Source organism: Actinoplanes sp. CA-252034 (genome assembly GCF_050956125.1).
In the GTDB taxonomy this organism is placed as follows: domain Bacteria; phylum Actinomycetota; class Actinomycetes; order Mycobacteriales; family Micromonosporaceae; genus Actinoplanes.
In genome coordinates, this window is the sequence record NZ_CP191846.1 from 3383916 (window position 1) to 3395652 (window position 11737).

Here is an 11737-nt window from a genome sequence, read left to right on the forward strand (position 1 = left end):
GATCTTAGCGGCGGCCCTTCAGGCGCCGGCCCATCTCCTTGGCGATCTCCTTCTTGGCGTCCCGCTCGGCCAGCACCTGCCTTTTGTCGTACGACTTGAGGCCGCGCGCCAGACCCAGCTCGATCTTGGCCCAGCCGTCCTTGAAGTAGAGCGACAGTGGCACGAGGGTGAGCCCCGACCCGTCCTTCAACTGGTTGAGGATCTTGATGATCTCGACCTTGTGCAGGAGCAGTTTGCGGGTGCGCCGCGGCGCGTGGTTCGTCCACGAGCCGAACCCGTACTCCGCGATGTGCAGCCCGTAGAGCATCAGCTCGCCCTCGTGCTCCTGCGCGAACGTGTCGACCAGCGACGCCCGGCCCAGGCGCAGCGACTTGACCTCGGTGCCGGCCAGCACCAGCCCCGCCTCGAACGTCTTGAGGATGGCGTAGTCGTGACGCGCCTTCTTGTTCGACGCGATCAGCTTGACGCCGGTCTCCCTAGGCATCCGGGTCGGCGCCGTCGAGGTCGTCCGGGATCGGCCGGCGCATCGAGTACGTGACGCTGCTCAGCCGGTGTGGCTCGTCCTTGACGTGGATGACCGCCCGGTCGTACGCCTGCCAGCCGGCCTGCCCCGCCCGGTTCAGATGCCGCAGGTCGTCGAAGCGCTCGTCGGTGCCCCAGCGCAGCACCCCACCCGGATGGTGGAACGTAGCGGTCCAGTCCATGAAACGGTCGGCGCCGAGCGTGCCCGCCGCGCGGTACTCCAGGCGCGCGAATTCCCAGTTCTCCACGCCGATGATTATGCCGCCCGATTCGACCTATTGCTGTTCGGTGGTGAGCGTCTGACCGTCCAGATGCCGGAAACCCTTCGCCACCAGCGATTTAAGGACTTCGGGGTCGACGTCGGCGAGTCGTTTGAGATAGAGGCACGACTTGCCGGTGCTGTGCGGGCCGAGCCGGTCCAGCAGATCCTGGTAGCCGTCGAACCCGGCCGACACGTACAGGGTGAGTGCCTGCTTGCGCGGGGACAGCCCGACCGCCGGCCAGTCGCCCTGCCGGCCGGACGCGTACCGGTAGTGGTAGGCGCCGAACCCGATGATCGCCGTGCCCCACATGACCGGTGCGGCGCCGGTGGCCTCGGCCATCAGCGCGCACGCCGTCTCGGCGTCGGCCCGGCGCCTAGGGTCGGCCACCCCGGCCAGGAATGCGGCCACGTCTGCGTCGTTGCGTGTGGTCTTCGGCTCCGCCATCACGCCAGAGTAGGCTGCCCGTCCATGGCTGAGGGCGACGGCGTGCTGCGGCACCGGCACGTGCATGACGGTTTCGTGGCGGCGCAAGGGCAGCGGCATGAGCTCGCCGAGGCTGTCGACCGGCACATCGAGCAGTATTTCGGGCCGGTCGACTGCACGCCCGGCGGGACCTGCCGCCGTACCCGACCGCCACCCCGCGGATCATCAGCCAGACGATCGACCAGTCCGGCTGGTCCGAGCTCGGCGAGACGACCGTTGACCGCTGACCCCGACGGCACGCCCTCCGGACCGGCCGGAGCCGGCGGGCCCTCCGGACCGGCCCGATTCGGTGGGCGCGGCGACGTGACACTCGTGGTCGTGCTCGACTGCGCCGACCTCGACCGGTCCGCGGCGTTCTGGGCCGCTGTGCTCGGCTACCGGGCCGGCCCGGTGGGCTCCGGACCGTACCGTCAGCTGCTGCCCGCCGACGGCAACGGCATCGAGCTGCTGCTCCAGCGCGTGCCCGAACCGAAGACCACCAAGAACCGGCTGCACCTCGACCTGCGCGTCCCCGACCTCGATGCCGAGCTCGCCCGGCTGGAGGCACTCGGCGTGCGGCGCGTGACCGCGGAGCCGATCCACGAAGCCGGCTGGACCTGGCACATCCTGGCCGACCCGGACGGCAACGAGTTCTGCGTACTCCAGCCGCCACGACATGACTGACCCGTTCCGCAGCCGCCGCACGACGGTGGGTGGGGTGCGCACCCACGACAGGCACGCCGACCGGGCCGGCGCACTGCCGGTGGTGCTCCTGCACGGGCTGGCCGTGTCGCATCGCTACCTGATGCCGGTCGCCCGCGTTCTGGCCGTTCACCATCCGGTCCTGGTGCCGGACCTGCCCGGTTTCGGAAAGAGCGGCAAACCCCGGCACGCGTACGGGGTACGCGAACACGCCGACCACGTCGCCGCCTGGCTGGATCTGCTCGGCCTGTCCCGGGTCGCCGTGGTGGGCCACTCGTTCGGGGCCGAGGTGGCCGCCCGCCTCGCCGTCGTCCGCCCCGACCTGGTGGCCGCCCTGGTGCTGGCGAGCCCGAGCAGCGATCCGGCGGCCCGCTCCCGGTCCGGCCTGGTCCGCCGCTGCCTGCTGGACCTGTCCGTGGAGGCGCCATGGCAGGCCGCGGTGCTGGCCCGCGACGTCGCCGACGCCAAACCGTGGCGGGTGTTCGCGACCGTCGGCCACTCGGTCCGCAACGCGATCGAGCACGACCTGCGCCACCTGCCGGTCCCACCGTTGATCCTCGGCGGCGCCCTCGACCCGGTGGCGCCGCTGCGCTGGCGTGCCCGGGCGGCGTCGATCGCCGGCGGTGTGTCGGTGACCGTCCCGTCCGCGGCCCACAACGTCCTCACCACGTCACCGCGCCGCTCGGCGGCCGCCATCGCGGCTCACCTGCGTTCCGTATCGCCGTGACCACGGCAGCGACCGGCTGTGCGGCGCCGTCGGATCGGTGATCTCGCCGCACGCCGGAGCGCGGTGCGCACCCGGGCGACCGGGCGAGTGCCGGGGCGGGCGAGTCCAGGGGCGGGGAGCGCGGGGGCGGGGAGTGCCGGGCTGCGCCGTCGGCCGACGCCCGCGTCCGCTGTCGCTGGGATGGGGCCGCCGTCGTCGGGCTGGGGCCGCCCGTCCCGGTGGTGGATCCGGGGCGGGCGGCCGGCTCGTCAGGAGATGGCGGCCCGGACGGCGGGGAGCCAGCGGGCGGCGATCTTCACGTTTCCAGCATCGTTGGGGTGGACTCCGTCGTACGTGTCGGTGGTGGTGTTGAAGCCGGTCCACTGGTCGACCACGGTGATCGGGGACGCGGCGGTGCTCAGCGACGCGGCCCAGGCCGGGATGGCGGCGTTGAGGGTCACGACGCGCTGGCCGCAGTCGGTGCAGGTGGACGGGTTCAGCGGGATGATCTGCGCGACGATGATCTTCATCCTGGGGTTGGACGCGCGCATCTGGCCGACCAGCGTGGTGTAGGCGTTGAGGATCGTGGCGGCGGGGATGTTGCTCCACGCGTCGTTGGTGCCGAAGTGCATCAGCACCACATCGGGGCGGCTCGCGGAGAGCCAGGCGGGGAGCTGGCTCTGGCTCGCCACGTTGGTGACCAGGAAACCACCGTGGCCCTCGTGCTCGCCGTCGTAGGGGAAGCCGCAGCCGTCGCCGGGCAGGGTCCCGACGAAGTCGACCCGGGTGGCGGGGAGTTGCTGCCAGAGCATGGCGCGCCAGCATCCCGGTGAGCCGGTGATCGAGTCGCCCAGGGCCATGATCCGGGTCGCGGCGCCGGCGCTGGAGGACGGGCTGGGCAGGCCGCTGCCGTCGCTGGGCACGACCACGACACCTCCTGTGCAGGTCACGCCGTTGAGGGTGAAGGTCGTGGGGACCGGGTTGCTGCCGGTCCACGAGCCGTTGAAGCCGAACGACGCCTTGCCGTTGGTGGCGAGCGAGCCGTTCCAGCCGGCGTTGCGAACCGTGACCGTGGACCCGGACTGGGTGACCGAGCCGTTCCAGAGCTGGGTGATGGTCTGCCCGGGCGAGAACGTGAACACCAGCGACCAGCCGGCGATCGGGTCGCCGAGGTTGGTGACGTCGACGGCGGCGCCGAAGCCGCCCGGCCACTGGCTGCTGACGGTGTACTTGACGGCGCAGCCGGCGGCCGCGCTCGCGCTGGTGGCGACGGCGAAACCGCCGAGGGTCAGCAGGGCGGTGACCAGACTGAGGACGGTCCATTTTCGTCTTTGCACGGATGCCTCCGGGGATGTGCTTGACGGGCGTGCGGGGACGGAGCACGCTGGGAGCGCTCCCAATTAACGCACATCTATGGGCACCGGGAGAACGGCAATCCGTCGATTCGTCGTCGCGCACCGGAGAGGCAGTGAAAGCGCAGGAGAGGCGCTGGTGCTGGGCGAGACGTGCGGCGCGAATGGGATGGGTGCCGCATGGGTGAGCGGCCGTGGTGGAGTGCGGCCGGAGGCGCGGGGGCGCCCCGGCCGCACGGCGGTCGCCCGCCGGGAGAGCGCGGGGAGGCCGGGCGGCTACGGGCCCGACTCCCCGCGCGTTCCCGATCCTCCGGCGTAGCTCTCGCGGCCCCAGTACGCCGGAGACGGCGCGGCGCCTGACAGGGGTCGCTGTCTCGGCAGGTCTGAGACAGCGGTGGCGGCCACGCGGGGTTCAGACGGTGCGGGACAGGAGGGCCTCCGGGCCCAGGTTGCGGATCGAGGCGTCCAGGACGTGGGCGGTGTGGGCCAGGCTGATCGTCGCGTCCCGGCGGCGGACCGCGGCGGCCACCTGCATGAGGCAGCCCGGATTGGCGGTGACCAGGAGCTCCGCGCCGGTGGCGAGCACCGCGCGGGCCTTGCGGTCACCGAGCTCGGCGGCCGGCTCCGGGTTGAGGACGTTCCAGACGCCGGCCGAGCCGCAGCAGATCTCTGCCTCGGCGATCGGGCGGACCTCCAGCTCGGGGATGCCGGCCAGCAGCGCCCGCGGCTGGGCGCGCACCCCCTGGGCGTGCCCCAGATGGCAGGCGTCGTGGTAGGCGACCGACATCGGCAGCGGGTGGCGGCGGGCGACCGGGCCGAGCTCGACCAGGATCTCGGACAGGTCCCGGACCTTCGCGGTGAACGCGGCGGCCTTCGCGGCCCAGGCGGGGTCGTCGGCGAGCAGGTCGCCGTACTCCTTCAGCGACGAGCCGCAACCGGCCGCGTTGACCACGAAATAGTCCATGCCGGTGCGCTCGAACGTGTCGATCAGCTTCCGGGCGAACCGCTGCGCCTCCTCCCGGCGGCCGTTGTGCACGCTCAGCGCGCCGCAACAGCCCTGACCCGGCGGGATCAGCACCTCGCAGCCCTCGGCGGCCAGGATCCGGACCGTCGCGGCATTGACGTCCGGGAAGAACGCCGACTGAACACAACCGGTCAGCATGCCGACGACCGCGCGCCGCTCGCCACGGGCCCGGACGCGGGCCGGCGGGCGCGGCACGCCGCGCAGCCGCGGCGCGAGGGCGTCCAGGGTGGCCAGGGTGGGCGCGAGACGTTTCAGGAGCCCGGTGCGTTCCATGAGCCTTTGCAGACCGATCGTCTGGTACGCCCGGAGCGGTCCCCGGAGCAGCCGGAGGCGGCGTGGGTACGGGAACAGCGCGAAGATCGCCGCCCGCAGTGCCCGGTCCCGTGCCCCGCGCTGGTGGCGGCGCTCGACCTGGGCGCGGGTGTCCTCGATCAGCCGGTCGTAGCGAACCCCGGACGGGCACGCGGTCACGCACGCCATGCAGCCGAGGCAGTTGTCGAAGTGACCGACCATCGAGTCGCTCAGCGGCTCACCGGAGAGCCCCTGCCCGATCAGGTGGATCCGGCCGCGCGGCGAGTCCATCTCCTCGCCCCACAGCACATAGGTCGGGCACGTCGTCAGGCAGAAGCCACAGTGAACACAATCGGACACGATGTCGGCGCTCGGCGGATGATGGCCGTCGAAGGCCGTGCCGTTCTCCGCGGCCCGCAACACGTCGGTCGTGGCCGGCGTCGTGGGGGTGGCGCCATGGGATGCGTCGACCGGATGCGAACCGGTGGCCTCGGACATCAGATTCCTCCCACGAAGCGGCCGGGGGCGAAGCGGTGATCGGGGTCGAACCGTTCCTTCACCCGGCGCATCAGGTCGAGCCCCGGCACCGGGCCCCACATGTCGACGGCGTCACGAGCGGCCTCCGGGGCGCTCAGGACCACCGCATGCCCACCGGCCGCTGTGGCCGCCGCCCGCATCAGAGCCACGACCTCGGGAACCTCGGCGACGGGGACGGGTGCGCCGGCGTGGAGGACTCCGGTCCCGGCGGATCCGCGGATCGTCAGGCCCGCACCGACGGCGGCGCCGACCACGGCAGGGACTCCGGAGAGGGTGCTGGTCAGCTTCAGGGCCAGGGCCGCGTCGCCGGCGGGCCACGGCGGGGTGTCCCACCAGGGCGGCGGTGTGTCGGTGACTTCGCCGTCGAGCAGCCGGGCCAGCCCTGCCGCACGGTCGCGGACCCCGGCCTCGGTGCCCTCCAGGAGGACGGCGATCTCCGGTGCGGCGCCGGGGGCGGCGTTGATCTCCAGAGCGCTTGCTGCGGACTGGCCGGCCAGGACGTTCGCCGCGTGGGTGGGCGCCGCGTTCGATCGTACGAAAGCGGTGAAGAGCGGGACCGGATGCAACCGGAAGACGCACTCGGTGATCAGCCCGAGCGTGCCTTGCGATCCGGTGTAGAGCTTGCCTAGGTCGTATCCGGCGACGTTCTTGACCACCTTGCCACCGGATCTCGTGATCCGGCCGTCCGGCCGGACGACGGTGATGCCGATCAGCAGATCGCGGGCCGTGCCGTAACGCAGCCGTCGCGGGCCGGAGGCGTTCGCCGCGACCGTGCCCCCGGCCGTCGCCGCCGGCGGCGCGTCCAGTGCGAGTTGCTGGCCGGGCAGGCCGTGCAACTCGGCCATCGGGGTGCCGGCCCGGACCACGGTGATCAGGTCCCCGGCCGCGTGCTCGACGACCCCGGCCAGCCGCCGGGTGTCGATGATCAGGTCCAGCCCACGCGGCGGTGGCCCGTACTGGATCTTCGTGCCGCCGCCGCGGATCACCACCGTGAGATGGCGGCTCGCGGCGATCAGCGCGGCCGCCTCCTCGGCGGTCGCCGGGGCCGCCACCAGCCGGGCCGGAACCCCGGCCACCACGTCGTCGTCACCGGCCCCGACCGCGAGGTCGTCAAGAGCGCTCACCGTCGACCTCCGAGGGCCGGGAGGCGCCGGTCTCCGAGGGCCGGGAGTCGGCGGTCTCCGAGGGCGGGGAGGCGCCGGTCTCCGGGAGGGGGGAGGCGCCGGTCTCCGAGGGGCGGCATCAGAAGACCTCCGCCACGCCGGCCTCCTGCAACGGGTGGGCCCCGCGGTGGCGGCCCGGCCGTTCGCCGCACAACCGTGGGGTGGGGAAGACCTTGCCCGGGTTGGCGATGCCGTCCGGGTCGAACGCGCACCGGACCAGCTGCATCGTGTCCAGATCGTCGTCGGTGAACATCCGCGGCATGTAGCGGGCCTTGTCGACGCCGACGCCGTGCTCGCCGGTGATCGAGCCGCCGTGCTCGATGCAGAGGTCGAGGATGGCGCCGGAGACCGTCTCGGCGCGGCCGGCCTCGCCGGGCACCCCGTCGTCGAAGAGGACCAGCGGATGCAGGTTTCCGTCGCCGGCGTGGAAGACGTTGGCGACCCGGACGCCGTGTTCGGCGGCGACCTCGTTGATGCGGCGCAGCACCTCGGGCAGCGCGGTCCGCGGGATCACCCCGTCCTGGACGATGTAGTCCGGGCTGATCCGGCCGACCGCCGCGAACGCCGACTTGCGGCCCCGCCAGATCAGCGCACGCTCGGTGTCGTCGGCGGCGACCCGGGTCTCGAAGGCACCGTTGTCCACGACCAGCCGGCTGACCTCGTCGAACTGGGCGGCGACCTCGGCGGCAGGGCCGTCCAGCTCGACGATGAGGACCGCGCCCGCGCCGGCCGGATAACCGCAGTGGACTGCGGACTCGGCGGCCTCGATCGAGAGCGCGTCCATCATCTCGATCGCGGCCGGCACCACCCCGGCCGCGATGATCGCCGAGGTGGCGGCCCCCGCCTGGTCGGTGCTCGCGAACGCCGCCAGCAGTGTGCGGACCGTCTCCGGCAGCCGGGTCAGCTTGACCGTGACCTCGGTGGCGACGCCCAGGGTGCCCTCCGAGCCGACGAAGGCGCCGAGCAGGTCGTACCCCGGAGTGTCCGGCGCCGCCCCGCCCAGCCGGACCAGATCACCGTCCGGAGTGACCACCTGCAGGCCGGTGACGTGGTTGGTGGTGAACCCGTACTTGAGGCAGTGCGCGCCACCGGAGTTCTCCGCCACGTTGCCGCCGATCGAGCAGATCTGCTGGCTGGACGGGTCGGGCGCGTAGTAGTAGCCGTGCTCTCTCGACGCGGCGCTCACGTCGAGGTTGATGACGCCGGGCTGGACCACGGCCCGCTCGTCCTCCGGCCGCACCTCGAGGATCGACCGCAGCTGGGAGGTGACGATCAGGACGCCGTCGGCGTGTGGGAGCGCCCCGCCGGACAGGCCGGTGCCGGAGCCGCGGGCCACGAACGGCACCCGTTCCTCGGCACAGGCGCGGACCACGGCGGCGACCTGCGCGGCGGTCCGGGGAAGGACGACCACGGCCGGGACGACCTTGTAGTGGGCGAGACCGTCGCACTCGTACGTCCGCAGTCGTTGCCGGTCGGTGATCAGCTGCTCCGGGGCCAGCTCGGAGCGCAGCCGCGACAAAAGGGTCATCGGATCCTCCTCGGCGACACTGCCTGGAGGCCACGCTAACCCTGATCGGCGGTGAGGAGCCAGTGGCGGCCGGTCGACCAGCCCGTGAACGGGGTGACCGTGCCGCCGGCCACGACCTGTCGCAGCCCGTGCACCGCCGGCGCGAGCGGCCCGTCGTCCGGCAGGCTCGCGACGAACCGTTCCGGCGCGCTGTCCATGGCGAGGTGGAAGATCATCTCGCGCCACGCGTAGGCGACGTTCTTGACCATCCGGCGTCCCGACCCTCGTGCCGCGAGCGTGGAGGCGACCTGGAAGCAGCGGGCCGCGGCCTCCGGGGGAAGGTCCGTGCCGGTCTCCCACAGGACGGCCAGGTTGTGCGTGGTCAGGATCTGCGCCTGCTCGATGATCATGCCGTTCTCCGCGGGCGACCGCCACCGGCTCTGGGTGACCCCGGAGCGCCGCACGCAGAGCGCACCGAAGTCCGGCTCGGCGGCCAGGTCCCCGTAGCCGATCCGGTAGTAGCGGTCGTAGAGGCTCCCGGCCAGCAGCCCGCCCGCGAGATCGGCGGCGGCCCGGAACTTCGGCGCGAACCGGCCCTCGAAGATGTCCGCGGCCAACTCCTCCGTCCACGGCAGATCGAGCCCGGCCTCCCGGCTCAGCATGCTCAGCTCGCGGACCATCGGGTTGGGCAGCAGCGTGCCGGGGAACGTGTGCCACGCCAGCCCGGCGAGCCTCCGCAGACCCGCGGCGGCGCCCGTCTCGAGCGAGACGCGGTGAGCGGCGGCCGCTCGGACCCACGGCATCTCGTCCGGGCGTACCTGACTCTGCAGATTGAGCAGCAGCAGCGAGCGCCGCCGGCGGAACGCCAGGTAGGCGCCGGCCATCAGCTCACCCAGGCCCGGGTCGGGGCAGGTGGCGGCCACCGCCTGCGCGACGATCCGCGGCGACAACTCGGCGAGCACCTCGCCGGACGGGACGAGGCCGGCCGCGACCAGCGTCTCGGCCGGCGCGGCCAGGGACCGGCGGACGATCGCGGCGATCGCCGGCGGCGTCCCCTCGGCGAGGCTCTCGACATCGGTGGCGCCGGTGTCCTGCGGCAGCGCCGCCATCCGGTCGGCGACGGCGTGGGCGATCAGGTGGTGTGGCGGCCGGGCAGCGTCGGCGGCCTGCCGTTCGCGCAGCTCACGGTGCTGAGGGCTGCCGGGCTCGCCACGTCGCGCGACCATCGCCTCGGTCACCGTCCGGACCAGCCCGCGCCGCCACGGCCGCCCGGCGAGCACGTCGGCGAGAGCGGTCCGCAGCACGGTCAGGTTGGCCTTCGGCCCGGCGTGCCGGCGGCTCGGTGGATGCTCCGCGGCGAGGGAGTCGTACTCCGCCAGCAGGGCGCGCGCCTCGTCCCTCCACCCGGAGCCGAAATCGTCCGCGGTACGCAGCCACAGCTCCAGCACCCGGTCGGCGTAGAGGTTCCACACGGCGAGGGTGTCGTTCATGACCGCCACCCGTGGCTGTGCCCGCCGCTGCCGCAGCCGGTCCCGGGTCTCGGCGACCGTCGACCGCCACACGACGTCGAGGGGCAGCCCCGACGCGGGTGCGGGCTCGGGAAGGAAGCAGAGCCGGTCCCGGAACGGGGCGATCTCGGCCAGCAGCGCGGCGGCCGCCTCCTGGTCGCCGGCGCCGACCAGCCAGGCCAGGATCGGCAGGGCCGCCTGCTCGGGCTGCTCGGCCCGGTGTCCGCTGACCAGCTCGGTGAGCCGGTCCTCCCGGACGGCGTGCTCGAAGATCGCGGCGCGCCCGCCGGGTAGGCCGTGCCGCTGCGCGTAGTCGAGCTCCCACCGCCGCAGCGTCCCGCCGGCCGCGGCCGTGCCGGTCGCGAAACCACCGTGCGTCACGGTCGGCGTCACCCACGCCGGCAGGCCCCGGACCGGGGTGCGACTGCCGATCGCCAGGTCGCCGTGCAACATCCCGCGCACCACCGCGATCCACCGGGCCGCACGCTCCCGGGCCCGTTCGCGGGTCGCCGGGTCCGGGTGCGTGGCCGCGGTGTGCTGTGCCTTGCCCAGCTGGGCGCCGGGGTAGCCGTACTTCTCCATGCCGGCGTGGCAGGTCCCGCCCCTGCGCCCTCCCGGTCCAGAGCCAGGTGCTCTACTAGCTGAGCTACACGCCGTGTGGCGGTGACATTAGCGCAGGGTCCCGATGCCCGCCGCCGGATTATTTCGCCGCCGCCGTCTGGCAGGATGGCCGGATGTTCCTGACCGCCAGACCCGTCCGTGCCGCCCTGGGCGCCGCCTGTGCCCTGGTCATGGCGGCCGGGTGCAGCTCCTCCGACGAGCCCGATCCGGACGCCGGGCTGATCACCGTGACCACCATGCGGGGCGCGTTCCTGCAGCCCGCCGAGATCGGTCCGGCGTGGGCCGCCCCGGCGGAGAGCGCCGCCCCGCAGACGCTCGTCAGCTTCTGCGGTGGGGGCAGTGCGCCGCCGCAGCCGCCGCCCGGCGGGGAGCTGGTCTACTCCAACGCGGCCGACGAGGGGGAGAAGGGCGCGCAGACGCTCCAGCAGTCCGCCCTGGTCTACGCCGACGCGGACAGTGCCGGCGCGGGCCTGTCGCTGCTGCGTACGGTGGCCGACCAGTGCGCGAAGACGTCCGAGGTGCCGGCGGCCGTCACCGCCGACCGCAACGAGCCCGCCTACACCGAGACGGTGGAGGTCCGTGATCTCAACGAGGGCGCCTGGAGCGGGTTCGTGATCGTGCGCCACAAGCTGTACGAAGCGGCCCACCCCGGCACCGCCGACGTCGCCGTGGCCGTGCTGCGCACCCGCAACGTGGTGCTCGTCGACAGCTACGCCATCTACCAACTGAACAACGCGAGTGCCGCGCCGAACTTCGAGACCGACTGGAAGCGGCTCGTCGGGTCGGTCGTTCAGCGCGTGGGATAGACACGGCGACGATCGTCGTCTAATGTTCGCGGTGCGCCGTTGCGAGTTCTTCCCCCGTGGAATTCGCAGCGGCGCTCTTATTTTTCGCCGTGAACCGTGCCGGCACGCCCTCCTCGCCACGCGATCAGCAGCCGAGGCCTAGTCGTCTGCCAACCTTCGTGCTCGTTACTGCGCGGAGAAAGCGCATACCGCTCAGTGATGGCCGTACCCGTGTGGAAAAAGCCACGCGGCTGTTAACTATTCACTACCGTCGTGCTTAGCCTTACGAATCCC

The 11737-nt window shown here is 72.7% G+C and carries 11 protein-coding genes and 1 tRNA gene; 3 read left to right on the forward strand and 9 right to left on the reverse strand.

Annotated elements, in window-relative coordinates; all coding sequences use genetic code 11:
• Positions 1-4 precede the first annotated feature (4 nt).
• Genes smpB through ACQPZW_RS15155 form a run of 3 tightly spaced genes read right to left on the reverse strand, consistent with a single transcriptional unit; the run spans position 5 to position 1355 of the window.
• The gene (gene smpB / locus ACQPZW_RS15145; RefSeq protein WP_433795507.1) at positions 5-484 is read right to left on the reverse strand and encodes an SsrA-binding protein SmpB; all 480 of its coding nucleotides are present in this window, start codon (positions 482-484) and stop codon (positions 5-7) included.
• Positions 477-770 (reverse strand): hypothetical protein, encoded by a 294-nt coding sequence (locus ACQPZW_RS15150; RefSeq protein ID WP_433795508.1) that lies wholly within the window; start codon positions 768-770, stop codon positions 477-479. The genes smpB and ACQPZW_RS15150 overlap by 8 nt, the downstream gene beginning before the upstream one ends.
• Before the next feature lie 27 nt (positions 771-797).
• Positions 798-1355, reverse strand: coding sequence for a DUF1801 domain-containing protein (locus ACQPZW_RS15155; RefSeq protein ID WP_433795509.1), 558 nt, complete (start codon positions 1353-1355; stop codon positions 798-800).
• Between the two features lie 129 nt (positions 1356-1484).
• Here ACQPZW_RS15155 and ACQPZW_RS15160 point away from each other — a divergent pair, with 129 nt between their 5' ends.
• Positions 1485-1931: a VOC family protein gene (locus tag ACQPZW_RS15160; RefSeq protein ID WP_433795510.1), complete on the forward strand. Its 447-nt coding sequence runs from the start codon at positions 1485-1487 to the stop codon at positions 1929-1931.
• Positions 1924-2676 (forward strand): alpha/beta fold hydrolase, encoded by a 753-nt coding sequence (locus ACQPZW_RS15165; protein WP_433795511.1) that lies wholly within the window; start codon positions 1924-1926, stop codon positions 2674-2676. Before ACQPZW_RS15160 ends, ACQPZW_RS15165 begins: the two co-directional genes overlap by 8 nt.
• A 248-nt stretch (positions 2677-2924) precedes the next feature.
• On the opposite strand, the gene ACQPZW_RS15170 is transcribed toward ACQPZW_RS15165, so the two are convergent.
• The 6 genes from ACQPZW_RS15170 to ACQPZW_RS15195 form a co-directional block, all read right to left on the reverse strand.
• Complete coding sequence (locus tag ACQPZW_RS15170; protein WP_433795512.1) at positions 2925-3992, reverse strand: cellulose binding domain-containing protein; 1068 nt, start codon at positions 3990-3992, stop codon at positions 2925-2927.
• Between the two features lie 427 nt (positions 3993-4419).
• A complete protein-coding gene (locus ACQPZW_RS15175) occupies positions 4420-5820 on the reverse strand; it encodes a (Fe-S)-binding protein (protein WP_433795513.1) in 1401 nt (466 codons plus the stop codon).
• On the reverse strand, positions 5820-6983 hold the full coding sequence (locus ACQPZW_RS15180; RefSeq protein WP_433795514.1) for an FAD-binding oxidoreductase: 1164 nt from the start codon (positions 6981-6983) through the stop codon (positions 5820-5822). Before ACQPZW_RS15180 ends, ACQPZW_RS15175 begins: the two co-directional genes overlap by 1 nt.
• Positions 6984-7101: 118 nt before the next feature.
• On the reverse strand, positions 7102-8550 hold the full coding sequence (locus tag ACQPZW_RS15185) for an FAD-linked oxidase C-terminal domain-containing protein (RefSeq protein ID WP_433795515.1): 1449 nt from the start codon (positions 8548-8550) through the stop codon (positions 7102-7104).
• A 35-nt stretch (positions 8551-8585) separates the two neighbouring features.
• Positions 8586-10619, reverse strand: coding sequence for a hypothetical protein (locus tag ACQPZW_RS15190; protein WP_433795516.1), 2034 nt, complete (start codon positions 10617-10619; stop codon positions 8586-8588).
• A gap of 1 nt (position 10620) precedes the next feature.
• Positions 10621-10693, reverse strand: a tRNA-Gln gene (locus ACQPZW_RS15195).
• A gap of 78 nt (positions 10694-10771) precedes the next feature.
• Here ACQPZW_RS15195 and ACQPZW_RS15200 point away from each other — a divergent pair.
• The gene (locus tag ACQPZW_RS15200; RefSeq protein WP_433795517.1) at positions 10772-11464 is read left to right on the forward strand and encodes a hypothetical protein; all 693 of its coding nucleotides are present in this window, start codon (positions 10772-10774) and stop codon (positions 11462-11464) included.
• Positions 11465-11737: the final 273 nt, after the last annotated feature.

Coding starts and splice junctions, on each gene's coding strand:
- smpB (WP_433795507.1), bottom strand. CDS start 484: ATGCCTAGGGAGACCGGCGTCAAGCTGATCGCGTCGAACAAGAAGGCG.
- ACQPZW_RS15165 (WP_433795511.1), top strand. CDS start 1,924: ATGACTGACCCGTTCCGCAGCCGCCGCACGACGGTGGGTGGGGTGCGC.
- ACQPZW_RS15175 (WP_433795513.1), bottom strand. CDS start 5,820: ATGTCCGAGGCCACCGGTTCGCATCCGGTCGACGCATCCCATGGCGCC.
- ACQPZW_RS15185 (WP_433795515.1), bottom strand. CDS start 8,550: ATGACCCTTTTGTCGCGGCTGCGCTCCGAGCTGGCCCCGGAGCAGCTG.
- ACQPZW_RS15190 (WP_433795516.1), bottom strand. CDS start 10,619: ATGGAGAAGTACGGCTACCCCGGCGCCCAGCTGGGCAAGGCACAGCAC.
- ACQPZW_RS15200 (WP_433795517.1), top strand. CDS start 10,772: ATGTTCCTGACCGCCAGACCCGTCCGTGCCGCCCTGGGCGCCGCCTGT.